Source organism: Streptomyces sp. NBC_00887, assembly GCF_045207585.1.
This window is the reverse complement of record NZ_CP108788.1, coordinates 5,394,549-5,418,586: the sequence shown is the minus strand read 5'-3', so window position 1 is coordinate 5,418,586 and position 24,038 is coordinate 5,394,549. Positions and strand designations below refer to the sequence as shown.

The window sequence follows — 24,038 nt, the reverse complement described above, 5'->3', positions numbered from 1 at the left end:
TGTCATTCGGAACGCTAGAGCGTCGCCACCGTCCGTTGCAAGTCGGTCACGAAAAGTCAACCCGCCAGGCAGGGAGGGCGGGTGGGAAACAATCCCTCCACCCATTCCGCTGAAAGAGCGCTCGGAACTCGCCGCTTGAGCCCCGGTCCGGTGATGATCGATGAGTTTCTGCACGATCCGCAGTCAACCCTGTTGAGAATCGATACAAGAGCACACCGAGACTTCTGGAGACCTTCGATGCGCACCCTGATCACCACCGCCTTCATCTCACTCGACGGCGTCGTGGAGGCCCCGGGCGGCGAGCCCGGCTACCGGAACTCGGGCTGGACCTTCAAGGACGTGGAGTTCCTCCCCGAAGCGTTCGAAATCAAGGGCCGGGAGCAGAAGGAAGCCGCCGCGATGCTGCTGGGCCGGGCCAGCTACGAGGCGTTCAGCCCGGTCTGGCCGGGCATGGAGGACTTCGCCGACTACAAGGTCATGCCGAAGTACGTCGTCTCCACCACGCTCTCCGAGGACGCGCTGGTCTCGGACTGGGGCTCGACCACGATCCTGCGCTCGCTCGACGAGGTCGCCGCGCTGAAGGAGACCGAGGGCGGCCCGATCATCGTCCACGGCAGCGCCGCCCTCAACCGGAGCCTCTCGGACGCCGGCCTGATCGACCGCTACCACCTGCTCGTCTTCCCGCTCCTGCTCGGCGCGGGCAAGCGCCTGTTCAGCGACACGGACAAGGACACCCAGAAGCTGCGGCTCGTCGAGCACGAGGCGTACCCCAACGGCCTGCAGAAGAACGTCTTCGACGTCGTCCGCTGACCGGTGCTCGCCGATCCGCCTAAGGGTGCTTGAGGCCGGTGACGAAGGCCGCCCACGCGGCGGTCCGGAACACGAGCGCCGGGCCGTCGGCCACCTTGGAGTCCCGGACGGGAACGATGTCGGGGTGACCGTCTGCGACCTCCAGGCAGTCACCGCCGCTTCCCCCGCTGTACGAGGACTTGTGCCAGGTCGCCGTGGACAGGTCGTAGTCAGAGCTGCTGATCTTCATGGGCGTAATCCTCCGCAACCGACTCGATCAGGGCCAGGGACGCTTCCGGTGACAATGCGCTGGCCGCAACGAGATCGTAGGTCAGTTCGTAGTGCCTGACGGTTGCCGGATCGTCCTGCAAGTGGCCGGTGCCCAGGCCCTGGAGGTAGGCGAGCGGAGGGGCGTCGGGGAACGACATCAGCTTCAGCTGGCCTTCGAGGGCCATGTGCGCGCCTGCCGAGAAGGGCAGCACCTGGACAATCACCCGATGCTGGTGGGCCAGCGCAGCCACGTGCTGCAGTGCGCCCGCCATCACCGCGGCCCCACCCGATTTCCTGCGTAACACAGCCTCATCCAGAACCGCCCACAACATGGGTGTTGTTGGATCGGCGAGGAGCTGAGCCCGCTCCAACCGTGCTGCAACCAGGTCATCGATCACAGCCTCCGTGGCCGTCGGCCGGTAGGCGCGGAACACTGCCCGTGCGTACCTCTCCGTCTGCAGCAGCCCCGGCATGAGTAGGGGCGCGTACTCCTTGATGGTGCTCGCAAGTCGCTCCGCCTCCGCCGCCTCCGCGAAGTGGTCCGGGTACTTCGACTGCTTCAGCGCGACGCAGTTCCGCGCGAAGAACCCGCCTGCTTTCAGCACCTCGTCCAGCTTCTGCGCCTGGTCCGCCTGCATTCGTCGCGTCCCGGCCTCCAGCTGGCCGATGAAGGAGCCGCTGACGAACAGGGGTGTGCCCAGCTCGTCCTGGGAGAGGCCCGCGGTCTCCCGTCTGTGGCGGAGTTCGGCGCCCAGGAGGGCGCGGGGTGAGGACGAGGGGTCGAGCTTCTTCGGCCCGGGCATGGCGACTCCCTGTGACACACGTGCGGGTGTTGGAACTGCACCTCTTTCACGGTAGCGAGGAATTGGACACGCTGAGTAGGCATGGCAACTACTCAGCGTGGAAATGGGGAAGATCATGATGACGGCTACAGAACGGCGCAAAGAGGCAGCGGGCAGAGTGCGGGCGGCCGAGGACGCGGTGGCGCGCCTGCGGGCCGGGCTGGCGGGGGTCGGTGTGAAGCTCCCGTCCCTGCGGATCGACCCGGTGTCGTGTGCGGGCAACGAGCCGGTGCCACTGGTCGACCTCGGTCGCTGCACGATCGACACGGCGCTGCGGCTGAGTGCCGCGCTGGCGGAGAAGAAGCGGGAAACGGCGGCGGCTCATGACAGTTGAAGGACTTGAACCGTGCCTGCCGGAGCCCGGATCGTTCGCGGTGGACGGCCGCGACGGGCGGGTGGGCCGGGTGATGGGACGCGTCGGACCGTACGTACAGCTGCGTCCGCCGGGTGGCGGTGCGGAGTGGGACTGTCCGCCCGAAGCCGTTCGGCCGGCCCCGCCGGGGCTGGTGCTGCGGGCCCGGGTGACGGAGATCAACCGGGAGGGGCGGCTGCCGTGACGGGGAGGCCTCGGCCGCAGAACCCAGAGCAGCATTGCTGCCTCCAGACGGTCGCAGGGACATGTCCTGCGTTCCGCGGGGTCAGGGCGAAGCGAAAATGAAGGCTTTGTCCGGAGGTTCCGGAGCACCACAGCCTTGCGCCGTCGTGCTCAGTGAACGCTCGACGGAGCCACCTGTCGATGTGCCGTCGGCGTTGGGGAGTTGGCAGGCACTGCCCGGACAGCTGAACGGCGGGGGTCCGCCCGTGTGTCCGGGCCGACCCCCGCCTCTCAAGCGGCGTCGTGTGGTCCTACATGAGGCGGTAGCTCGTGTAATAGCTGTCGAGCTGGGCGTGGTAGCCCGGGTCGGTCGTGTGCTTGTGCCGGTCGAACTCCGGGGAGTCCTTGATCTGGTCCTTGGTCAGGTCGACGAAGATCTTCTGGTGTTCGGTGTCGATGCCCTTGACCGTGCCGGCGGGCAGCAGGACGTCCTTACCGAAGATCCAGACTCCGGTGTCGACGACGAGGTAGGCCGAGCCCGCCTCGTCGGAATGCTTGTCGACCTTTCCTACGCTTCCGTCCGTCGCCTCGACCGAGTAACCGGTCAGGTCGGCGCCGGAGGTGTGACCGCTTGTCGGCTGGTAACCCCACAGATTGCTGTTCATCATTGGCTCCTTTCGCGACGGTCTTTCGTGTTCGCTGACTCGTGTGCCCCCATTTCGGGAACGCACGCATGCCGTTCGACGGGAATGAAGAATGCGGGTGGGCCCGGAATCGGAGTCCGGGCCCACCCGCATCGTCATGTGCTGGTGAAGGCCTTCTACCAGCGGTACCACCGGCCGCGTCGGCCGCCGCTCGCCGTCGGGCGGACGACAAAGCCGATCAGCCACACAGCCAGGACGATAATGGCAATCCACCACAGCGCCTTGAGAGCGAATCCGGCACCGAAGAGAATCAGGGCGAGCAGAAGAACGAGGATAAGGGGAACCATTGTTATCAACCTCCAAGGCTTCTGGTGCCCTTGAAGTAATTGCTTACACCCGGATCATCCATGAATTCTTCTCGGAGCCGTCACGGGACGGCCCACGGTGGTGCGGGCGAAAGGCCCGTGGCCGCCATCGGGGGATGGCGGCCACGGGCCTTGTCGGGGTGGGCGGGTCGCGGCCCGCGTGACATGGCGCCTACTTGGGGTCGCGGTCGAACTGCGCCTTCGACCAGCGGTGGCCGAGGACGGTGAGGCCCAGGCACCAGGCGATGGTGATCCATCCGTTGTTGCCGATCTCGGTGCCGAGGAGGAGTCCGCGCAGGGTTTCGATGGCGGGGGTGAAGGGCTGGTACTCGGCGATCGGCTGGAACCAGCCGGGCATCGAGTCGACGGGGGTGAAGGCGCTGGAGATGAGCGGCAGGAGGATCAGCGGCATGGCGTTGTTGCTGGCCGCCTCCGCGTTGGGGCTGCCCATGCCCATCCCGACCGCGATCCAGGTGAACGCCAGGGAGACCAGTGCCAGCAGCCCGAATGCCGCGATCCACTCCAGGAAGGTGGCATCCGTGGAGCGGAAGCCCATGGCCACGCCGACGGCCCCGACGAGGACGACACTGATGATCGCCTGCAGCACACTGCCGGCGACGTGTCCGAAGAGCACCGACCCGCGGTGGATGGCCATGGTGCGGAAGCGGGCGATGATGCCCTCGGTCATGTCGCCCGAGACGGACACCGCGGTGCCGACCACGGTGGAGCCGATCGTCATCAGCAGGATGCCGGGGACGATGTAGGCGATGTACGCGGAGCGGTCCCCGCCGCCGATGCCGGCGCTCATGGTGTCGCCGAAGATGTAGACGAAGAGCAGCAGCAGCATGATCGGGGTGAGCAGCAGGTTCAGGGTGAGGGACGGATAGCGGCGGGCGTGCAGGAGGTTGCGGCGGAGCATCGTGGATGAGTCGCGGACGGCAAGGGAGAAGGAGCTCATCGGACAGCCTCCTTGGGCCGGCTGGACTGGGTGGGCACGCTTGCGTCGGTCAGGGCGAAGAAGACGTCGTCGAGGTCGGGGGTGTGGACGGTGAGTTCGTCGGCCTCGATGCCGGCCGAGTCCAGCCGGTCGAGGATGGTGCGCAGTTCGCGCTGGCTGCCGTCGCTGGGGATGTGCAGGGACAGTGCCTCGTCGTCGCGGGTCACCTCACGCAGGGCGGAGGCGGCGGACCGGTAGGCGGCCGGGTCGGTGAAGCGGAGGCGGACGTGCCCGCCGGGGACGATCCGCTTCAGCTCGTCGGCGCTGCCTTCGGCGGCGATCTTTCCGTCGTTCAGGACCGCGATGCGGTCGGCGAGTTCGTCGGCCTCCTCCAGGTACTGGGTGGTGAGGAAGACGGTGACGCCGTCGGCGACGAGCTCGCGGATGATCTTCCACATGTTGTGGCGGGAGCGCGGGTCGAGGCCGGTGGTCGGTTCGTCGAGGAAGATGATCCGCGGGTTCCCGACCAGGGTCATCGCGATGTCGAGGCGGCGCTTCATGCCGCCGGAGTAGGTGGAGGCGGGCTTCTTCGCCGCCTCGACGAGGTCGAAGCGCTCCAGAAGTTCGGCGGCGACCCGCCGCCCCTCCTGCTTGGACAGGTGGTGCAGATCCGCCATGAGGAGCATGTTCTCCTCGCCGGTGATCAGCCCGTCCACGGCGGAGAACTGCCCCGTGACACCGATCGCGGCACGCACCGCCTGCGGATCGGCGGCGAGGTCGTGGCCGCCGACGCGGATCTCGCCGGAGGCGGGGTCGGGGCTGATGAGGGTGGAGAGGATCTTGACGGCGGTGGTCTTGCCGGCGCCGTTCGGGCCGAGCAGGGCGAAGACCGTTCCTTCGGGGACGGTCAGGTCGACGCCGTCGATTACGAGCTTGTCGCCGTAGGACTTGCGCAGCTCGTTCGCCGCGATGGCCAGGTTGGTCATGATGCGTGCTCCTCAGAGGCTGCGGGCGGTGATGTCGCCGTAGGACGTGGTTGCGTGGATGTTCAGAGCGGCGGCGCCGTCGGTGTTCTTGAGCGCGTTGTCGATCCGGCCGTAGGCGGTACCGGCGTCCAGCGAGGCGGAGACTCCGCGGGCGGCGCCGACCGAGATGCCGCCGGACTCGGTGCGCAGTGTGACCGTGCCGCCCATGGCCTCGGCGATGCGGAGGTCGCCCTTCTGGGTGCTGATCTCCGCGGGGCCGCCCAGGCGGCCGACCGAGACGTCGCCGGCGAGGAGGGTGAGGCGGGCGCTCGCGGCCTCGTCGAGCTTGACCGAGCCCTGCGCGCCCTCGAAGGCGACGTCGCCGAGCCGTCCGACGCCCCGGAGCTCGGAGTCGGCGGCCTTCGCCTCGATGTGGGAACCGGCGGGCAGCTGGATGGTGATCTCGACGGATCCGGAGCTGCCGAGGATCCGGTTCTTCGCCGGCGCGGCCCCGATCCGCAGGACGCCGTCGGCGTATTCGACGGTGATGCGCTCCGCCGCCTTGATGTCGCGGCTGTTCGAGGCGTCGGCGGGCAGGACCTCGACCGTGGTGTCGGCCCGGTCGGCGGCGATGAACCGGATGCGCCCCGCGGGGATGTCGAGGACGGTCGAGACCTGGTCGGGGGTGTCGAACTTCTGCATCGTTCTCTCCTTCGGCTCCGTGTTTCTGATGAGTGAAACGCTACGTTGCGTTCGAAGATCTGGCAACGCACTCGTTGCGCGAATTCGCCATCAATGCTGGTCAGAGTCGAGAAATCGTTGCAATGGTCTGCCTTCTAATGCAACAAGGGTCAGCTCGTTCGTTGCAATAGGATGAGCGTGAACGCTATGCTGACGGCACCAAGGGAGAACGAAGGAGATCGCGATGCCGGGAGGCAGGCTCACTCAGCAGGAACGCCAGCAGATCGCGCTGGGGCTGGCCGACGGACTCGCCTACGCGGAGATCGCCAGAGGGCTCGACCGTCCGACCTCGACGATCACGCGTGAGGTGATGCGCAACGGCGGCCCCGCCGCCTACCGCGCCGACCTGGCGCACCGCGCCACCGAACGCCGCACCCACCAGCGCAGGCCGGCCGCGCCCCGGGACCAGAAGGCGTCCCCGCAGCCCTACGGACGCGATGCCGAAGCGGTGCGCGAGTACGAGGAGACGTTCACCGACGTCATCATGCAGACGGGCCTGTCCAACAAGATGATGGCCCGGGTGCTGGGCTGTCTCTACACGACCGACGCGGGCAGCCTCACCGCGTCGGAGCTCGTGGAGCGCCTCCAGGTCAGCCCGGCGTCCATCTCCAAGTCGGTCGCGTTCCTCGAGGGCCAGGGCCTCGTCCGCCGGGAACGCGACGATCGCCGCCGCGAGCGCTACATCGTCGACAACGACGTCTGGTACCAGTCGATGATGGCCAGCGCCCGGTCCACCGCCCAGCTCGTCGAGACCGCACGGGAGGGTGTGGGCGTCCTCGGCCACGACACCCCGGCCGGCGTCCGCCTCGAGAACATCGCCCGCTTCCTCGACTTCGTCAACGAGAGCATCACCCGCGCCGCGGAACAGGCCCGCGATGTCCTCTCCGCGACATCCGAAGCGACCCCGGGTGCCACTGCCGAGCCGCGCCCGGACGACGTACGGCCGTCCTGAGAACGCGCGTCGGCGGTACCCGGTCGTCGTGGACCGGGTACCGCCGACGGCTCAGGCGGGTGTGCGTGGGTCGATCAGACCCCGGCGGATTCCTTCGCCGGGGCGCCGGGGGCGGTGCCCGGGTCCGTGACGGGGTGGCCGCCCGTGGCGGCGACCGTCGACGGGACCGGTTCCTGGGAGACGTTGAACTCCGTCAGCAGGGCCTGGCTGAAGCCGAAGAAGTACGTGGCGACGAACCCGGCGACGTAGCCGACCGCCAGACCGCCCGCGTAGATCGCGATCGTCGAGCCGAGACCGTGGTTGCCGTCCAGGAGCGGGAACAGGGCCCAGCCGGACGGGCCGATGGCCGTGGAGCCGACCGAGTCGCCGAGCTGGTTGAACAGGCCCACGAAGCCGCCGCCGAAGGCACCGCCGACACAGGCCGTGATGAACGGGCGGCCGAGGGGGAGCGAGACGCCGTAGATCAGGGGCTCGCCGACACCCAGGATGCCTGCGGGGAGGGCGGACTTGATGGTCCTGCGGATCGACTCGTTACGCGGCAGGCGCCGGTAGACCGCAGCCGCCGCGCCGACCTGGCCGGCGCCGGCCATGGCGAGGATCGGGAGCAGGACGGTGAAGCCCTGCTGCTCGATGAGCGTGGTGTGGATCGGGATCAGGGCCTGGTGCAGGCCCAGCATCACCAGCGGGAGGAAGAAGCCGCCGAGCAGGAAGCCCGCGCCCGCGCCGCCCGTGGAGAGAAGCCAGTCGGCGAACGTACCGATGGCGGAGGAGACCTCGCCGGCCACGTACATCAGGCCGAAGATCGTGACCAGGCCGGAGATCAGGACCGTCAGGGTCGGGGTGACCAGGACGTCCAGGGCCTCGGGCACCCAGCGGCGGCACCACTTCTCCACGTACACCGCGAGGACCGCGGCACCGAGCGCGCCGAGGACGCCGCCCTGGCCGGGGGAGAGGGTCTGGCCGAAGGCGTCGATGTTCGCGACGCCGGGGAAGACGATGATCGCCGCGACCGCACCGCCCAGGATCGGCGTACCGCCGAACTCCTTCGCCGTGTTGTAGCCGACGAAGACCGCGATCAGGGCCATGAAACCGGAGGCCATCGCCGCCAGGGCGGGCGTGACCGAGGTCAGCCGGCCGAGGTTCACCAGCAGTCCGTTGAGGCCGGCGATGATGCCGCAGCCGATGAGGGCCGGGATCAGCGGGACGAAGATGTTCGCGATCTTGCGCAGGAACAGCTTGAACGGGGTGGCGTTCTTCGCCTTCTGCTGCGCCTTGATGGCCGCACCCTGCGCCGCCAGCTCCTCGGAGGTGTGGACGACGGGGGCGGCCGAGGCGCGCTCCTCCTCGACCAGTTGCTCGAATTCCGGGGTCACCCGGGCGACGGTGCCCGGACCGAGGACGATCTGGTACGTGTCGTCGTCGACCACGCCCATGACGGCCGGGAGGGCCTTGAGGGCGTCGTCGTCGACGAGCGAGCGGTCGTGCAGGCCCAGCCGGAGCCGGGTCATGCAGTGGGCGATCGTGCTGACGTTCGCTGCGCCACCGACGAGCGGAAGGATCGCGGCGGCGGTGGCGCGGTTCTTGTCTTCAGTAGCCATGGTGCGTGGTGCCTTGCTGTGCGGGGGTGCGGGAGTGGTGCAGCGGGGGGTCAGGTGGTGCGGACGGCCGCGAGGGCGGCACGGAGGTGGCCGTGGGAGTCGGCCAGGAGCGTGGCGGCGGTGGGGCCGTCGACCTCGCCCAGGATGGTGAGGATGGCGTTCTTGACCTCGCCGTCGGTGGCGGCGAGCGCCGCCTCGATCTCCTGGTCGGAGGCGCCGGTCGCCAGGGAGACGATCCGGCGGGAGCGGGCGCGCAGCTTCTCGTTGGAAGCGCGCACGTCGACCATCAGATTCCCGTACGTCTTGCCGAGCCGGATCATCGTGATCGTCGAGAGCATGTTGAGGACGAGCTTCTGGGCGGTGCCCGCCTTGAGGCGGGTCGAGCCCGTGAGCAGCTCCGGGCCGACGACGATCTCCAGGCCGTGTTCGGCGGCCGCGGCGAGCCCGGAGTCCGCGTTGCAGGAGAGGCCGATGGTGAGTGCGCCCTTGGCACGGGCGTGCTCGACGGCCCCGATGGCGTACGGCGTACGGCCGGAGGCGGAGATGCCGACCACCGTGTCGTCGGCGGTGAGGCCCAGCTCGTCCAGGTCCGCGGCGGCCAGCTCCTTGCTGTCCTCCGCGCCTTCGACGGCCTTGACCATGGCGGAGGGGCCGCCCGCGATCAGCCCGACGACCTCGGACGGGTCGGTGTTGAAGGTGGGCGGGCACTCGCTGGCATCGAGGACGCCGAGGCGGCCCGCGGTGCCGGCACCCGCGTAGATCAGCCGACCGCCGCGCGCCATGCGCTCGGCGGTGGCGTCGATCGCGGCGGAGATCTGCGGCAGCTTGTCGGCGACGGCTGCGGGGACCGTGCCGTCCTCGCCGTTCATGATCCGCGCTATGTCCTGCGTGGGGAGCTGGTCGATATCGGCGAGCTCGGGGCGGAACGCCTCCGTGGTGAGCGTGGCGAGCTGGGCGCGCAGCTCGCCGTAGCCGTCGGCGGAGTCGGCGGTCGTGGCGTCGGTGTCGGCGGTGGAGGTCATGGACAGCGGCTCTGCTTTCTCGTTCATGTGCGGTTCAGCGGGTGCGGGCGTGGATCAGCGGGTGCGAGGGGTACGGCGGTGGGCGAGCGCCTCGTACGACGCGGCCAGTGCCGGGGCGGCCGTCTCGTACGTGCGCTGGGCGACGCCTATGAACAGGCAGTCGACGACGAGGAGCTGGCTCGTACGGCTCGACATGGCGGCCGGCCGCAGCTCGCTCTCGCGGGCGGTGGACGTGGTCAGGACGTGGTCGGCGTACTGCGAGACCGGTCCGTCCGGGCGGCCGGTGATCGCGATGGTCGTCGCGCCGCGGTCGAAGGCGACCCGGAGCGGCTCGATGACGTCACCGGTCGAACCCGAGTGCGTGATCGCGATGGCCACATCGCCGGAGCGGAGCTGCACGGCGTTGGTCACGGCGAGGTGCGGGTCCATGTGGGCATGGGCGATCAGCCCGATGCGGAGCAGCTTCTGCGCCAGGTCCTGGCCGACGAGCGAGGAGGCGCCGACGCCGTAGATGTCGATGCGGCGGGCGGTCGCGGCTGCGGCGACGGCGGCGCCGAGCTGCACGGTGTCCAGACCGGCGGCGGTGTCGGCGAGCGTCTGCTGCTCGTCGTAGGCGAGCTTGGTCACGACGTCGGCGATCGGGTCGTCGACCGCGATGTCGGCGGTGACGGCCGGTGCGCGGCCGGACAGCTGGTGGGCGGCGAGGCCCGCGAGGGCCAGGCGCAGGTCCCGGTAGCCGGGGTAGCCGAGGAGTCGGGCGGTGCGGACCACGGTGGCCTCGCTGGTGCCGGTGAGTTCGGCGAGACCGGTGACGGTGAGGGCGGCGCACCCGGCGGGGTCACCCGCGACGGCTTCGGCGACCCGCTGCATGGAGCGGGTCATGGACGGGGCGAGGGTCCGCACCTTGGCCGCGAGGGCCGCCGGCGCGGGCGGGGAATCGGCGCTGAAACTTTCCTTCACGTCATTGGTCACATGTGAAAGATATTTTCACGACGGAAGGCCGTCAACCCCCTTTGGTCCCTACCTGTGAAGGATCAAGGCCGACGCCCGCGGCGCCCGGGTGACAATGGGGTCATGGAGTTGAACACCCTGGAGCAGGAGCTGCACACGGCGCGTGCGCTGGTCATGGCCGACCTCGTCGCGGGCGACGTCGCCCAGGCCGAGATCGTCTCGCTGGTCGAGGACGCGGTGGTCCACCGGCGGTGGTGGGTCGAGCAGTGGCCCGAGGGCGTGTCCTTCGTCACCGGCCTGATAGCGCAGGACGTCCAGGACGCGCTGCTGAAGCGCTACGGCCGCTGGCCGCTGTGCCCGGTGTGCACGGAGGACGGGCCGCACGCGCTCGACGTGGAGCCGGAGCTCGGACCCGATCCGCACTGGGTCTGCACGAAGGCGACCGTGTCCGTGGCGCCCGTGGGGGCGCTCGCCGGAGTGCTGGGCCGGTGACCGTCTATATCGACCCGCCGACCTGGCCGGGGCACGGACGTATGTGGTCGCACCTGGTCAGTGACGTGTCCTTCGAGGAGCTGCACGCCTTCGCCGCCGCGATCGGCTGCCCGCCGCGTGCGTTCGAGCGCGACCACTACGACGTGCCCGAGGCGCATTACGAGGACGCGGTGCGCGCCGGGGCGAAGGAGGTCGGCTCGAAGGAGATCGTGCGCCGCATCACCGCCGCGGGACTGCGGCGGCCGAAGGGGCGCCCTGTGCCGTCCGCTCCGCAGTGACCTGCGCGGGCACCGCCGCACCCGCACGCGCGCCCGTGTCCTTCCCGCCCGCGACCCGCCGCGACGGCCTGCCGCTGCCGCCGAGCCGCATCGAGACCACCACGGCCGCCAGGCCGAGCACCATCATCCCGGCGCCCGCCCAGGCCGTGGCCGGGAAACCGAAGTCCGCGTCGATGACCGTGCCGCCCAGCCACGGGCCGCTCGTGTTGCCGAGGTTGAACGCGGCCGTCGTCGTCGCACCGGCCAGCGTCGGGGCGACGCCCGCGACGTTGAACATCCGGGCGTTGAGCGCCGGGGCCGTGTAGAACGCGGACAGGCCGAGCAGGAACGCGAGGACGACCACCGCGACCGGATTCGACGCGAAGAGGGCCAGCGCCACCAGGAAGACCGTCGACGCCGTGATGCCGCTCAGCAGCACCCCGAAGAGGTGCGCGTCCGCGACCCGGCCGCCGATCGTCGTACCGACCACCGCACCGACCCCGAACAGCGCCAGTACCCACGGCACCCAGCCCGAGCTCAGCCCGGCGACGTCCGTCAGCAGCGGCGCGAGGTAGCTGAACGCGCAGAAGACACCGCCCGCCGCGAGCGCGGTGATCACGATCGACAGCCACACCTGGCGGTCCCGGTAGATGGCGACCTCGCGCTTGAGCTGCGGCTTCTCGTCCGGCAGCGGTATACGCGGAATCCGGGTGGCGACCCCGACCAGGGCCACGGCGGACGCGGCGCCCACCGCCCAGAACGCCGAACGCCAGCCGAGGTGCTCCCCGAGGAACGCCCCCAGCGGCACACCCAGCACATTCGCGATCGACAGCCCGCCGATCATGACGGCCATCGCCCTGGCCCGCGCGTTCATCGGCACCATCGCGATGGCGACCGCAGCCCCGACCGCCCAGAAGCCCGCGCAGGCGAAGGCGCTCACCACCCGGGAGACGAAGAGCACCTCGTACGTCGGAGCCAGCGCGCCCGCGATCTGGCCCAGGCCGAAGACCGAGATGAGGGCGATGAGTGTCGTGCGGCGTGGCAGCCGGAGCGTGGCCACGGCCAACAGCGGGGCGCCGACCACCATGCCGATGGCGAACGCGGATATGAGGAGTCCGGCCTGCGGAATCGACACGTCCATGTCGTCGGCGATGGGGGGCAGCAGCCCCGACAGCATGAACTCGCTGGTACCGAGAGCGAAGACCGAGAGGCCCAGGATGTACACGGCCAGTGGCATACGGGGACGGCTGGAAGCGGAGTCGGGCATGACAGTCACCAACAGTGCCCCCGACCTCGGAATTCCCGCGTATCAGTGGGTGAGCAGGTCCAGCTCCGTCGTGAGGTTCTGCCGGGCCCGCGGTTCCCAGGCGGCGACCCCGTGGGGCGTACGGAACAGCCGGGGCAGGCCCAGCAGCTGCCGCAGGACGGCGGCCCGGCCGTCACGGAACGCGTCGTCCGGCACGAAGCCGTACTCCTCGCGCACCTGTGCCGCGTACGTCGCGTACTCCTTCGGGGCCGCCGCCAGGATCGCCAGGTCCGCGTCGCACAGCACCTCGCCGTTGGTGTCGCCGTCCGCCGGGTCGTGGGTGACGGTCAGCCGGACCAGCCGGGCGACCTCGGCCGTGGCCGCTCCGGGGACGCCCGCCTCGGCGAGGGCGCGCTCGGCGAGGGCCGCGCTGCGTTCCTCGTTCTCGGTGCGGTCGGGGCGGTAGACGGCGTCGTGGAACCAGACGGCGAGGCGCACCAGGTCCGGGTCGGCGGCATGGCAGGCGAGGGTGTCGACGCGGTCCAGGACCTGGGTCAGGTGGGCGGTGGTGTGGTAGCGCCGCTGCGGTTCGGCCCAGCGGGCCAGGAGGTTGTCGGCGTACGGCAGCGGGTCGGGGCCGGGGGCTCCGCCCCGCGCGGCGACGAGGGCGTCCTGCCAGCGGCTGCGGAGGGTGTCGGCGGTGTCGGTCATGGGACGACCTTAGAACTGCCGGATCTTGTCGGTTCGCCGAACTGTCGTTAGCGTGCGGCCGTGAAGGAACCGGTGGACCCCACGCACATCCTGATGGATCTCAACGCGGACCTCGGCGAGGGGTTCGGGCGATGGACCCTCACCGAGGACGAGGCGCTCCTGACCTGTGTCACCAGCGCGAACGTGGCCTGCGGCTTCCACGCGGGCGACGCCTCCGTGATGCGGCGGGTCTGCGACACGGCGGCTGCCCGGGGGGTGCGGATCGGGGCGCAGGTCTCCTACCGCGACCTCGCCGGGTTCGGACGCCGGGCCATGGACGTGCCGTCCGCCGAACTCACCGCCGAGATCGCGTACCAGATAGGCGCGCTCCGGGTCTTCGCCGAGGCGGCGGGCTCCACGGTCTCGTACGTCAAACCGCACGGAGCCCTGTACAACCGCACCGTCCGGGACGACGAGCAGGCGGCGGCCGTCATCGAGGGCGTGCTGCTCGCGGGCGGCCGTCCGGCAGTCCTGGGGCTGCCCGGATCGCGGTTGCTCGACCGTGCGGGGGCGGCCGGCCTGACGGCCGTCGAGGAGGCCTTCGCCGACCGTGCGTACACCCCGCAGGGCACGCTCGTGCCGCGCGGCGAGGAGGGCGCGGTGCTGCACGACGCGGACGAGGTCGTACGCCGCAGTGTCGGCATGGCCGTCGAGCGGGCCGTGACGGCCGCGGACGGCAGCCGCATACGGGTCGGCGCGCGCTCCCTGTGCGTCCACGGGGACACCCCCGGGGCGGCGGCGATCGCCGGACGGGTCCGTGCGGCGCTGGAGGACGCGGGCGTGTCCGTGCGGGCGTTCGCATGAGCGCGATACGGGTGCTTTCCGCCGGCCCCGGTGCCCTCCTGGTGGAGCTCGCCTCCCCGGAGGACGCGGAGGCCTTCCACGCGGAGCTGCTGCGCCGTCGGGCGGACGGCTCCCTGCCGGCGGTGCGCGAGATCGTCCCCGGGGCCCGGACGGTACTGCTGGACGGGGTGGAGGACCGCTCGCTGGCCGATCGGCTGCCGGCCTGGGAGATACCGCCGCTGCACCGGGGCGCCGGGGAGGCCGTCGAGATCCCCGTCGTCTACGACGGCCCGGATCTCGGCGACGTGGCCGAGGCCTGGGGCGTCGCCGTCGCCGACGTACCGCTCATCCACGCCGGTACGGAGTTCCGGGTGGCGTTCTGCGGATTCGCACCCGGGTTCGGGTACCTCACGGGGCTGCCCGAGCATCTGCACGTACCGCGCCGCGCCACTCCGCGGACCCGGGTGCCCGCCGGTGCGCTGGCCCTCGCGGGGCCGTACACCGGGGTGTACCCGCGCCCCTCGCCCGGCGGCTGGCAGATCGTCGGCCGGATGCCGGAACCGGGCGCCCTGTGGGACCCCGCCCGCGAACCGGCTGCGCTGCTCGGCCCGGGGGCACGCGTGCGCTTCGTGGCGGCAGGGGTACCCGGATGAGCCCCGCGCTCCATGTGGTCCGGGCCGGGTCACTGACGACGGTGCAGGACGAGGGACGGACCGGCTGGGCACACCTCGGGGTGCCCCGGGCGGGGGCGCTGGACGGGCCCGCCCGGCGGCTGGCCAACCGGCTCGTCGGCAACACACCGGACGCGGCCGTCCTGGAGACCACGCTCACGGGCTGCGCGGTCCGCCTGTCCGGTGCCCGGTCCGTGACCGCCGTCGTCGGCGGCGCGGGCTGCCGGGTGACGGTGGACGGGCGGCCGGTGGCGTGGGGTGCGCCCGTGCGCGTACCGGAAGGTGCCGTACTGGAGGCCGGGCCCGCGGTGCACGGCCTGCGCAGCTATCTGGCGTTCGGCGGCGGCCTGGTGCCCGAACCGGTGCTCGGCAGCCGGTCGGCCGACCTGCTCTCGGGGCTCGGCCCTCCGGTCCTGCGCGACGGTGACGTACTGCCCCTTGGGCAGGGGCCCGGCTGCCCGCCCGTCGACGCCGTGCCGTGGCCGGGCGCGCCCGGCGAGCTGATCCTCCCGCTGTACCCCGGCCCCCGCCAGGCGTGGTTCACCGGGGCCGCGCTCCGCACGCTGACGACCGCCGCGTACCGGGTCTCGGCGCAGAGCAACCGCATCGGGTTGCGTACGGAAGGGCCCGCCCTGGAACGCGCACGCGACGGGGAACTGCCGAGCGAGGGCATGGTGCTCGGCGCCGTCCAGGTGCCGCCGGACGGGCGGCCCGTGGTGTTCCTCAACGACCATCCGACGACGGGCGGCTACCCGGTCGTCGGTGTGGTCGCCGAGTCGGCCCTGGCGGGGGCCGCGCAGGCGGTTCCGGGGACGCGCGTGAGGTTCGTGCGGGCGTAGCGCCGGGGAACCGTCACCGTCGCGCGTTATGTTCAGGAGCCATGCGTTCTCATGGGGAGCTGCGCCCTCGGGCGACCGCCCCGTAGGCTGGTCATTGGACTAGACCTGCAGCCGCTCCGAAGGAATGGAACCCCATGAGCAACCGTGCAGTCCTGGAGGTGATCGCTCTCGACGCGGAGGACGCGGTCGCAGCTCAGGCCGGTGGTGCGGACCGCCTCGAAGTGGTCACCGACATGGCCGCGGACGGCCTGACACCGTCCCCGAAGACCGTCGCGGAGATCCGGTCCGCCGTGGACATCCCGCTGCGTGTGATGCTCCGGGTCGCCGACGGGTTCGCGGTGGGCGACATCGACGTCCTCGTGGAGAAGGCACGCGAGATGCGGGCCGAAGGCGCCGAGGAGTTCGTGCTCGGCTTCCTCGACCGGGACGGCCACGTCGACCTCGTCGCCGTCGAGCGCCTCGTCGCCGAGCTGAACGGCTGCCGCTGGACCTTCCACCGTGCGATCGACAGGGCCGTGGACCGGGACGCCCTGCGCAAGCACCTCGCGGAACTGCCCGGCCTGGACACGTACCTGACGGCGGGCTCGGCGGACGGAGTCGACGAGGGCATTCCGACACTGCTGGCCGAAGCGGCTCGCACGGCCTCGGGCCTGCCCGGTTACGAACCGCGGATCCTGGTGGGCGGCGGACTGCGCCTGGAACACCTGCCGCGGCTGCTCGCCGCGGGCATCGACGCCTTCCACATCGGCGGGGCGGCACGGCCGGGCGGCTGGTCGGAGCCCGTCGACGTGGCGGCCGTACGGGAGTGGCGCGCCGTGCTCGACGGGTGAGGTGCGGGCGCCCGGCGTCCTGTACGTGCACCTCCGGCAGGCGCCGGGCGTCCTGTCCGGCGACTCCGGCAGGCGCCGGGCGCGTCACCCGTCGTCACCCGTTCCGTCACTCCGGGAGTGCCGGGGCGCCGTATCGGAACTTGAATGCTGAGTGTCCCTGGTGCGCCGCTCCACCCCCCGGAGTCCCCATGCCACTGTCCCAGTCCGTCGACGGCCGTGGTGCGCGGTCGAGCCGCGCGGGCGTGCTGCGCCGGACCGGGGAATGGTGCGCGCGCCACTTCGTGATCGTCATCGTCCTGTGGCTGGCCGCGCTCGCCGGGGCCCAGGCTCTGCAGCACGTGTACGGGGGCGACTACTCCGACGACTTCTCGATCCCCGGAACCCAGTCGCAGGACGGACTGGACGTCCTGGAGGCGCACGCTCCCTCGGCGGGCGGCTACAGCAGCCAGGTGGTGGTGCACGATCCGGGCGGGCCGCTCAGCGCCGTCAGCAGCGAGGTCTCGACCGTCGTGGCCGGTCTCCAGAAGCTGCCGGACGTGCTGTCGGTCCAGAACCCCCTCTCGTCGGACACCCCCACGACCACGCCGAACGTCGGGCCGCTCTCCACCGACGGGAAGACGGCGTACATCACCGTCCGCTTCAGCGTGCAGCCCTCGACCCTGGGCGACGGCTATCTCGACGGGGTGGACGCGGCCGTCCAGCCGCTGCGTGCCGAGGGCGTCGAAGTGGAGTACGGCGGTCCGCTGGGCGAGCTGGACCGGCCCGCGGCGAACGACCGGACGAGCGAGGCCATCGGGTTCGCGGTGGCCGTCCTGGTGCTGCTGATCGGCTTCGGCAGCCTCCTGGCCGCACTGCTGCCCCTGGTGACCGCCCTCGTCTGCGTCGTCTTCGGGCTGGCCCTGCTGGGGCTCCTGGCCGCCGCGATGACCTTCGCCACCGTCTCACCGACGCTGGCCACGATGATCGGGCTCGGGGTCGGGATCGACTACGCGCTGTTCCTCGTCACCCGGCACCGCCAGAACCTCATGGACGGCAGGTATCCGGTGACCGCCGCCGGGATGGCCACCGCCACCAGCGGGCGGGCCGTACTCCTCTCCGGGTGCACGGTGATCATCGCCCTCTGCGGACTGTGGGTCTCCGGGATCTCGTTCATCGGCAAGCTCGGCCTGGCCGCGGCCGTCACCGTGGTCACGGCCGTCCTCGGCGCCCTCACCCTGGTGCCGGCCATGCTCGGACTGATCGGGCGGCACATCGACCGGATCCACGTACGCAAACCGGTGGCGGAGACGGAGGCGGACCCGGAGACGGCTGCCGGGACGGGGGTGGACGCCGGGAAGGAGGCTCACGGCAGCGGCGGTACCTGGCACCGCTACGCACAACGCGTCGAGCGCAGGCCGTGGTGGTTCCTGACCGGCGGTGTCGTGGTGCTGGCCGTCCTCGCCCTTCCGCTCTTCTTCATCCAGCTCGGCCACATCGGGGACGGCGCCGACCCCAAGTCCTTCACCGACCGGCGCGCCTACGACCTGATGACCTCGGCGTTCGGGCCGGGTTCGAACGGTCCGCTGACGCTCGTGATCGACCAGAGCGCGGTCGCACAGGACGACAGGTCCGCGCTGGAGTCCCAGGCCCAGCAGGCCCTGACGAAGGTGCCGGACGCCGCCCTCATCACCCCGCTCACCCCCACGTCGGACGGGGACGTCCTCACGGCCACCGCGTACTCCGTGGCCGCGCCGCAGGACGAGAGAACCACGGAACTGACCAACAGGCTGACGGACGACGTCCTGCCCGACGCGGTCTCCGGCACCGCTGCGAACACGTACGTCACCGGCACGACCGCCGCCCAGGTCGACTTCCTGGACATCGTCTCCAGCAGACTGCCCCTGATCATCGTGGTGGTGGTCGGCCTCGCCTTCCTCGTGATCCTGGCCGTGTTCCGGGGGCTGCTCGTCGCGGTCAAGGCGGCCGTCCTCAACGTGCTGTCGATCGCGGCCTCGTACGGCGTCGTGGTGGCCGTCTTCCAGTGGGGCTGGGGCGGGCCCGCACTGGGGGTGTCGGGCGATGTCCCGATCGAGAGCTACGTGCCGATGATGATGTTCGCCATCGTGTTCGGGCTGAGCATGGACTACGAGATCTTCCTGCTGTCCCGGATCCACGAGTCCTGGCTGCGCACCCAGGACCCCAAGGCCAGCGTGGCGCACGCCCTGGAGATCACCGCCCGGGTCATCACCTGCGCGGCCCTGATCATGGTCAGCGTCTTCGCGGCGTTCCTGATCAGCGACAACATCGTCGTGAAGATGCTGGGCCTCGGACTCGCGGCGAGCGTGCTCATCGACGCCACCGTCGTCCGGCTGCTCCTGGTGCCCGCCGTGATGACCCTGCTGGGCCGTGCCGCCTGGTGGTCGCCGCGCTGGCTGGACCGGATCCTTCCGAAGGTGGAGGCGGAAGGAACCGGCACCGGGTGACCGGGTGAAAGGCCCCGACCGGGAACGCACCATCCGCTCCGGGCGTCCCTACGGGTAGGCGACCGAAGGGGGAACCGGCTGATGTCGGTCACGTTGGGCGAAGAAGTCATGCTGCTGTCGCTGGACGACGAGTCCGGAGTGGCGAAGGAGCGGCAGTCCGCCGGCTGGGCCGTCGCGGGCGGGACCCTGCTCGAGCTCGTCATGGCCGGGCGCGTCTCGGTGGACGGCGGGCGGATCGCCGTGACCGGTACGGACTCCACCGGCACCGCGCTGCTCGACGAACAGCTGAGGCTGATCGCGGTCTGGGCAGCCAAGCGGAGCAAGCCTCCCAAGGTCACCGATTGGCTGACGAGGGATCAGAGCAAGGCCGTCCGCGCCACGATCGAGAGCCTGCGCGAACGCGGGCTGGTGGGCGAGGAGCAGCACAAGGTGCTCGGTGTCTTCCCCGTGCGCCGCTTCCCCGAGGCGGACGGCGCGGTCGAGCGCGAGCTGCGCGACCGGCTCTCCCGAGTGGTGCTGTACGGGGAGGAGCCCGACGACCGCTCCGCCGGGCTGATCGCGCTGATCCACGCCGCGAAGCTGCACCGTCTGGCCTTCCCCGACCTGCCGAAGGGCAAGGTGTCGCCGCGGATGGAAGAGGTCGCGGAAGGCCAGTGGGCGGGCGAGAGCGTCCGGACCGCGATCCGCACCATGCAGGCGGCGATGGTGGCGGTCACCGTGGCGACGACGGTGACCGTCATCGGCTGATCCGGAGCGCGGCTCTACAGCAGCTGCTCCGGCAGCTTCGCGGCGTGCAGCACGATCAGACCCGACACCGCACGGGTCAGCGCCACGTACAGCCGCCGCAGGCCCGTGCGTTCGTCGGGTTCGCCGTCGACCACCGCGGCCGGTTCGTCCAGCACCACGTAGTCGTACTCCAGGCCCTTGGCCAGCGATGCCGGTACCAGGGTCAGGCGGGAGGCGGCCGTCGTCTCCTCGCCGGGGGAGAGGTACGCGTGGCCGGCCGCCGTGAGGGCGTCGGCCAGGGCGGGGATGCGGGCGTCGGCGGCGATCAGGCCGATCGAGCCCTCGTGGACCAGCGACTCCTCGCAGGCCGCGACCACCGCCGCGGCCAGGACGTCCGCGGCCACCTCCCGTACGGCCAGCGAGCCGGGCGACTCACGCACCGACTCCACGGCGGCCAGGCCGGGCGAGATCGCGGGGAGCAGCCGGGAGGCGTACGCGATCACCTCGCGCGGCACACGGAAGCCGGCGGTCAGCTCCTCCACCACCGCGTCCGCCTTGCCGAGGTGGAACAGCGCCTGCGCCCAGCTCTCCGTCGACCACGGAGTCGTCCCCTGCGCCAGGTCGCCGAGCACCGTCGCCGAACCGGTCGAGCAGCGGCGTCCCACCGCCCGGTACTGCATCGGGGACAGGTCCTGGGCCTCGTCGATGACGACATGGCCCAGCGAGTGCGTACGGGCCACCAGGTCGCCCGCCTCGTCGATGAGGACCGCGTCCGCCGCCGACCACTTCGCCGACTTCACGCTGCGCGCGGGCCTGGCCATGAGGATCTGCTTCTGCTCGTCCCCGGTGAGGATCCCCTCCGCGTGCGCGGCCAGGAACTCGGGGTCCGTCAGGAGCCGCAGCACCAGCTTCGACGGCTCCACCGCCGGCCAGATCGCCTTCACGGCAGCCTTCACCGCGGGCGTCCGCGCCACCGCGTTCTGCACCCGGTCGTCCGGCGCCTCGCCCGCCTCCTCCATCCGTACGAGGACGGCGTGCGCGATGCGCTGCGGGAGCGCCTCGTGGGCGGCGCCGTAGCGCATGTCGCGGGCCAGCAGCTCGCCCACCATCTCCTCGATCTCGTACGCGGGCACCCGCCAGCGACGTGAGCCGCGCACCACCACGACGCCCTCCGTCGGCAGGGTGACGTGCGAGCGGAGCGCGCGCCGCAGGACCTCCGCCATCCGGGCGTCGCCCTTGATCACGGCGGCGGCGGCCTCGTCCGTGCCGCGCACCTCCACCTGCGCCGTCACGAGGTCCTCGACCGTCGCCTGCTTCACCTCCAGCTCGCCCAGAGCGGGCAGCACCTGCTCGATGTAGTGCAGGAACGACCGGTTCGGGCCGATCACGAGGGTGCCCGTGCGGGCGAGCCGCTCGCGGTGCGCGTACAGGAGGTAGGCGACTCGGTGCAGACCGACGGCCGTCTTTCCGGTACCGGGGCCTCCCTGCACGCAGACCGTCCCGCCGAGCCCGCTGCGGACGATCTCGTCCTGCTCCGGCTGGATCGTCGCCACGATGTCGCGCATCGGGCCGACACGGGGCCGCTCGATCTCCGCCTGGAGGAGCTTGCTGGTCTGCTCGGTCTCCGCCGGGTCGGTGAGGTGCTCGTCCTCGTACGCGGTCAGCTCGCCGCCGGTGTAGCCGAAGCGGCGCCGGCGGTCGACGTCCAGCGGGTTGTTCCTGGACGCCTGGTAGAACGGCTGGGAGACCGGGGCACGCCAGTCGATGACCATCGGGTCGCCCTGGGCGTCGTGGACGTGGCGGCGCCCGATGTAGAACTGCTCGCCCTCGGCGCCCTCCGCCTCCTGGGCGCCGACCGGGTGGCGGTAGTCGAGGCGGCCGAAGAAGAGCGGGGTGTGGGAGAGGTCGGCGAGCGCCTTGATGCGGTCGTCGATCTGGGCCTGCAGGACGGCGGCGTTGACCCAGTTCGCCGTGACGTCGCGGATGTCGAGGGCCTGTACGTCCTCGCGCATGGCGCGCAGTGCGGCGCGGGAACCGGCCAGGTGGGCGCGTTCCCCGTCCAGTGGGCTGCTGGTGGCTTCGCTGGTGTCTTCGCTTGTCTCTTCGTGCGCGGGCACGGTGTTGCCTCCGGCTTTTCGACGCAGGACGGCGGACCGGGCTCGGAGGCCGGGTCCGCTCAAGGACGTTCACAGGTGCGCACGCAGAGGATGCGTGCGGCTGTTGTCGGCCGGTTTCCGTCCGGTCGGCGGCGCTCCCCCGGCTGCCGGCCGCTCGGGGAGGCGGACCGGTACCACGGTGCGGGAGGCGGGCAGACCGGCGATTGTAGCGACCGCCGTCCGCACCGTCGAACGATTAAGAGCGGCGTCCGTACGTCCCGTGGGGGACGGCATGCGACCTGCGGGCGACCCGTGCCCCCGCGCGCTTCCGTCCGCAGGCCGATGCCGCCGCGGGCGGGGGCGGAGCACCATGGAAGACATGAGCACCGTATATCTGAACCCGCGCAGGACCGGGCCCGCGCACGGCGCGACCGCGGCCACCGGTCACACCCGGCACCGCTTCGGCGACGCGGTGCGTGCCGTCTCCGTCTTCGCGCGCACCGCGTTCGGGGTGGTCGTCCTCGGCGAGTACGCCGAGGAGGCGGGCATCGTCCGCCGCCACCGCTGAGTCAGTTGCCCGCCAGCAGCTCGTCGGCGTCGACGATCCGGTACGCGTACCCCTGCTCGGCCAGGAACCGCTGGCGGTGCGCCGCGAAGTCCTGGTCGATCGTGTCGCGGGCGACGACCGAGTAGAACCGGGCCTCGTGCCCGTCCGCCTTCGGCCGCAGCACCCGGCCGAGCCGCTGCGCCTCCTCCTGGCGCGAGCCGAACGTTCCCGACACCTGGATGGCGACCGTCGCCTCCGGCAGGTCGATCGAGAAGTTCGCGACCTTCGACACGACCAGCACGCTGATCTCGCCCTCGCGGAACGCGCCGAACAGCTTCTCGCGCTGCGCGTTACTGGTCTCGCCCTTGATCACCGGGGCGTTCAGGTGCTCACCGAGCTCGTCGAGCTGGTCGATGTACTGCCCGATGACGAGGGTCTGCTCGCCCTGGTGCTTCCGCACGAGAGCCTCGGTGACCTTGCGCTTCGTCGCGGTCGTCGCGCAGAACCGGTACTTCTCCTCGGTCTCGGCCGTCGCGTACGCGAGACGCTCCGTGTCCGTCAGATTGACGCGGACCTCGACACAGTCGGCGGGCGCGATGTAGCCCTGCGCCTCGATCTCCTTCCACGGCGCGTCGAACCGCTTGGGCCCGATGAGCGAGAAGACGTCCGACTCGCGGCCGTCCTCGCGCACCAGCGTCGCGGTCAGCCCGAGGCGCCGCCGGGCCTGGAGGTCGGCCGTGAACTTGAAGACGGGGGCGGGCAGGAGGTGCACCTCGTCGTAGATGACCAGACCCCAGTCGCGGGAGTCGAACAGCTCCAGATGCGGGTAGACGCCCTTACGGCGGGTCGTCAGCACCTGGTACGTGGCGATGGTGACCGGCCGGATCTCCTTGCGCGTACCGCTGTACTCGCCGATCTCGTCCTCGGTCAGCGAGGTCCGCTTCACCAGCTCGTGCTTCCACTGCCTGGCCGAGACGGTGTTCGTGACGAGGATCAGCGTGGTCGCCTTGGCCTCCGCCATCGCACCGGCTCCGACCAGCGTCTTCCCGGCGCCGCAGGGCAGGACGACGACACCGGAGCCGCCGTGCCAGAACCCTTCGACGGCCTGCCTCTGGTACGGACGGAGCGCCCAGCCGTTCTGGTCGAGTTCGATCGGGTGCGCCTCGCCGTCGACGTACCCGGCGAGGTCCTCGGCCGGCCAGCCCAGCTTCAGCAGCGTCTGCTTGATCTGCCCGCGCTCGGAGGGGTGCACGGCCACGGTGTCCGGGTCGAGGCGCGCCCCGACCAGCGGCTGGACCTTCTTCGAGCGGAGGATCTCCTCCAGGACCGGCCGGTCGTTGGAGGTCAGCACCAGCCCGTGGACCGGGTGCTTGGAGAGGGTGAGGCGGCCGTACCGCGCCATCGTCTCGGCGATGTCGACGAGGAGTGCGTGCGGCACGGGGTAGCGCGAGTACTCCACGAGGGCGTCGACGACCTGCTCGGCGTCGTGCCCGGCGGCGCGGGCGTTCCACAGGCCGAGCGGGGTGAGCCGGTAGGTGTGGATGTGCTCGGGTGCACGCTCCAGCTCCGCGAACGGGGCGATCGCACGACGGCAGGCGTCGGACTGGTCGTGGTCGACTTCGAGGAGCAGCGTCTTGTCGCTCTGGACGATGAGGGGTCCGGTCACGCGCGTCGGCCCTTTCTGTTCTGCTTCTGCCCTGCTGCTGGAATCTGCCGCGGGGCGGCCGC

The 24,038-nt window shown here is 71.0% G+C and carries 27 protein-coding genes; 13 read left to right on the top strand and 14 right to left on the bottom strand.

Going from position 1 to position 24,038, the window contains the following annotated elements; genetic code table 11:
• Window positions 1–237: 237 nt before the first annotated feature.
• Entirely contained in the window at window positions 238–810 is a 573-nt protein-coding gene (locus OG844_RS24740) for a dihydrofolate reductase family protein (protein ID WP_406393152.1), read from the top strand.
• A gap of 19 nt (window positions 811–829) precedes the next feature.
• Here the strand turns inward: OG844_RS24740 and OG844_RS24735 are convergent, their stop codons facing one another.
• Window positions 830–1,039 carry a DUF397 domain-containing protein gene (locus tag OG844_RS24735; protein WP_406393151.1) on the bottom strand — a complete coding sequence of 70 codons (210 nt, stop codon included), beginning with the start codon at window positions 1,037–1,039 and terminating at the stop codon, window positions 830–832.
• Entirely contained in the window at window positions 1,020–1,862 is an 843-nt protein-coding gene (locus OG844_RS24730; RefSeq protein WP_406393149.1) for a helix-turn-helix domain-containing protein, read from the bottom strand. The genes OG844_RS24735 and OG844_RS24730 overlap by 20 nt, the downstream gene beginning before the upstream one ends.
• Window positions 1,863–1,980: 118 nt before the next feature.
• Between OG844_RS24730 and OG844_RS24725 the strand changes: the two genes are divergently transcribed.
• Window positions 1,981–2,235 (top strand): hypothetical protein, encoded by a 255-nt coding sequence (locus OG844_RS24725; protein WP_406393147.1) that lies wholly within the window; start codon window positions 1,981–1,983, stop codon window positions 2,233–2,235.
• Entirely contained in the window at window positions 2,225–2,458 is a 234-nt protein-coding gene (locus OG844_RS24720) for a hypothetical protein (RefSeq protein WP_351174530.1), read from the top strand. The genes OG844_RS24725 and OG844_RS24720 overlap by 11 nt, the downstream gene beginning before the upstream one ends.
• 289 nt (window positions 2,459–2,747) lie before the next feature.
• Here OG844_RS24720 and OG844_RS24715 read toward each other — a convergent pair whose 3' ends face one another.
• From OG844_RS24715 to OG844_RS24695, 5 genes are all read right to left on the bottom strand, one after another.
• Window positions 2,748–3,101: a PRC-barrel domain-containing protein gene (locus OG844_RS24715; protein WP_406393145.1), complete on the bottom strand. Its 354-nt coding sequence runs from the start codon at window positions 3,099–3,101 to the stop codon at window positions 2,748–2,750.
• 155 nt (window positions 3,102–3,256) lie between these two features.
• Window positions 3,257–3,427 carry a hydrophobic protein gene (locus OG844_RS24710; protein ID WP_329208602.1) on the bottom strand — a complete coding sequence of 57 codons (171 nt, stop codon included), beginning with the start codon at window positions 3,425–3,427 and terminating at the stop codon, window positions 3,257–3,259.
• A gap of 190 nt (window positions 3,428–3,617) precedes the next feature.
• Window positions 3,618–4,403 carry an ABC transporter permease gene (locus OG844_RS24705; protein WP_406393143.1) on the bottom strand — a complete coding sequence of 262 codons (786 nt, stop codon included), beginning with the start codon at window positions 4,401–4,403 and terminating at the stop codon, window positions 3,618–3,620.
• Window positions 4,400–5,368 (bottom strand): ATP-binding cassette domain-containing protein, encoded by a 969-nt coding sequence (locus tag OG844_RS24700; protein WP_406393141.1) that lies wholly within the window; start codon window positions 5,366–5,368, stop codon window positions 4,400–4,402. Before OG844_RS24700 ends, OG844_RS24705 begins: the two co-directional genes overlap by 4 nt.
• Window positions 5,369–5,380: 12 nt before the next feature.
• Window positions 5,381–6,049 carry a DUF4097 family beta strand repeat-containing protein gene (locus OG844_RS24695; RefSeq protein ID WP_406393139.1) on the bottom strand — a complete coding sequence of 223 codons (669 nt, stop codon included), beginning with the start codon at window positions 6,047–6,049 and terminating at the stop codon, window positions 5,381–5,383.
• Window positions 6,050–6,272: 223 nt separating this feature from the next.
• On the opposite strand from OG844_RS24695, the gene OG844_RS24690 reads away from it, so the two are divergent.
• On the top strand, window positions 6,273–7,040 hold the full coding sequence (locus OG844_RS24690) for a helix-turn-helix domain-containing protein (RefSeq protein WP_406393138.1): 768 nt from the start codon (window positions 6,273–6,275) through the stop codon (window positions 7,038–7,040).
• Window positions 7,041–7,114: 74 nt separating this feature from the next.
• Here the strand turns inward: OG844_RS24690 and OG844_RS24685 are convergent, their stop codons facing one another.
• From OG844_RS24685 to OG844_RS24675, 3 genes are read right to left on the bottom strand one after another with little or no spacing between them, the layout of a single operon-like run.
• Window positions 7,115–8,638, bottom strand: a complete 1,524-nt coding sequence (locus tag OG844_RS24685) for a PTS transporter subunit EIIC (protein WP_406393136.1) — start codon at window positions 8,636–8,638, stop codon at window positions 7,115–7,117.
• A gap of 50 nt (window positions 8,639–8,688) precedes the next feature.
• A complete protein-coding gene (murQ, locus tag OG844_RS24680; RefSeq protein ID WP_406396239.1) occupies window positions 8,689–9,660 on the bottom strand; it encodes an N-acetylmuramic acid 6-phosphate etherase in 972 nt (323 codons plus the stop codon).
• 54 nt (window positions 9,661–9,714) lie between these two features.
• Complete coding sequence (locus OG844_RS24675) at window positions 9,715–10,632, bottom strand: MurR/RpiR family transcriptional regulator (RefSeq protein ID WP_329208596.1); 918 nt, start codon at window positions 10,630–10,632, stop codon at window positions 9,715–9,717.
• Window positions 10,633–10,734: 102 nt separating this feature from the next.
• Between OG844_RS24675 and OG844_RS24670 the strand changes: the two genes are divergently transcribed.
• Window positions 10,735–11,103, top strand: a complete 369-nt coding sequence (locus OG844_RS24670; RefSeq protein ID WP_406393134.1) for a hypothetical protein — start codon at window positions 10,735–10,737, stop codon at window positions 11,101–11,103.
• Window positions 11,100–11,381 (top strand): DUF4031 domain-containing protein, encoded by a 282-nt coding sequence (locus OG844_RS24665; protein WP_406393132.1) that lies wholly within the window; start codon window positions 11,100–11,102, stop codon window positions 11,379–11,381. Before OG844_RS24670 ends, OG844_RS24665 begins: the two co-directional genes overlap by 4 nt.
• Here OG844_RS24665 and OG844_RS24660 read toward each other — a convergent pair.
• Both OG844_RS24660 and OG844_RS24655 read right to left on the bottom strand, forming a co-directional pair.
• Window positions 11,323–12,597: a Cmx/CmrA family chloramphenicol efflux MFS transporter gene (locus tag OG844_RS24660; RefSeq protein ID WP_406396238.1), complete on the bottom strand. Its 1,275-nt coding sequence runs from the start codon at window positions 12,595–12,597 to the stop codon at window positions 11,323–11,325. The two genes, OG844_RS24665 and OG844_RS24660, sit on opposite strands and share 59 nt — an antisense overlap.
• 72 nt (window positions 12,598–12,669) lie before the next feature.
• Window positions 12,670–13,317, bottom strand: coding sequence for a hypothetical protein (locus tag OG844_RS24655; protein WP_406393131.1), 648 nt, complete (start codon window positions 13,315–13,317; stop codon window positions 12,670–12,672).
• Window positions 13,318–13,410: 93 nt separating this feature from the next.
• Here OG844_RS24655 and OG844_RS24650 point away from each other — a divergent pair, with 93 nt between their 5' ends.
• The 6 genes from OG844_RS24650 to OG844_RS24625 all read left to right on the top strand — a co-directional run bounded on the left by OG844_RS24650 (window position 13,411) and on the right by OG844_RS24625 (window position 19,688).
• Window positions 13,411–14,160 (top strand): LamB/YcsF family protein, encoded by a 750-nt coding sequence (locus OG844_RS24650; RefSeq protein ID WP_406396236.1) that lies wholly within the window; start codon window positions 13,411–13,413, stop codon window positions 14,158–14,160.
• On the top strand, window positions 14,157–14,792 hold the full coding sequence (locus OG844_RS24645) for an allophanate hydrolase subunit 1 (RefSeq protein ID WP_406393129.1): 636 nt from the start codon (window positions 14,157–14,159) through the stop codon (window positions 14,790–14,792). Before OG844_RS24650 ends, OG844_RS24645 begins: the two co-directional genes overlap by 4 nt.
• Window positions 14,789–15,649: a biotin-dependent carboxyltransferase family protein gene (locus OG844_RS24640; RefSeq protein ID WP_406393127.1), complete on the top strand. Its 861-nt coding sequence runs from the start codon at window positions 14,789–14,791 to the stop codon at window positions 15,647–15,649. Before OG844_RS24645 ends, OG844_RS24640 begins: the two co-directional genes overlap by 4 nt.
• Window positions 15,650–15,783: 134 nt before the next feature.
• Entirely contained in the window at window positions 15,784–16,479 is a 696-nt protein-coding gene (locus OG844_RS24635) for a copper homeostasis protein CutC (RefSeq protein WP_406393125.1), read from the top strand.
• Between the two features lie 188 nt (window positions 16,480–16,667).
• Entirely contained in the window at window positions 16,668–18,941 is a 2,274-nt protein-coding gene (locus OG844_RS24630; protein WP_406393124.1) for an MMPL family transporter, read from the top strand.
• An 81-nt stretch (window positions 18,942–19,022) separates the two neighbouring features.
• Window positions 19,023–19,688, top strand: a complete 666-nt coding sequence (locus tag OG844_RS24625; protein ID WP_406393123.1) for a GPP34 family phosphoprotein — start codon at window positions 19,023–19,025, stop codon at window positions 19,686–19,688.
• A gap of 14 nt (window positions 19,689–19,702) precedes the next feature.
• Here the strand turns inward: OG844_RS24625 and OG844_RS24620 are convergent, their stop codons facing one another.
• Window positions 19,703–21,784, bottom strand: coding sequence for a HelD family protein (locus OG844_RS24620; RefSeq protein ID WP_406393121.1), 2,082 nt, complete (start codon window positions 21,782–21,784; stop codon window positions 19,703–19,705).
• A gap of 358 nt (window positions 21,785–22,142) precedes the next feature.
• Between OG844_RS24620 and OG844_RS24615 the strand changes: the two genes are divergently transcribed.
• A complete protein-coding gene (locus OG844_RS24615) occupies window positions 22,143–22,331 on the top strand; it encodes a hypothetical protein (RefSeq protein ID WP_406393119.1) in 189 nt (62 codons plus the stop codon).
• Between the two features lies 1 nt (window position 22,332).
• On the opposite strand, the gene OG844_RS24610 is transcribed toward OG844_RS24615, so the two are convergent.
• Window positions 22,333–23,976: a DNA repair helicase XPB gene (locus OG844_RS24610; protein ID WP_406393117.1), complete on the bottom strand. Its 1,644-nt coding sequence runs from the start codon at window positions 23,974–23,976 to the stop codon at window positions 22,333–22,335.
• Window positions 23,977–24,038 lie beyond the last annotated feature (62 nt).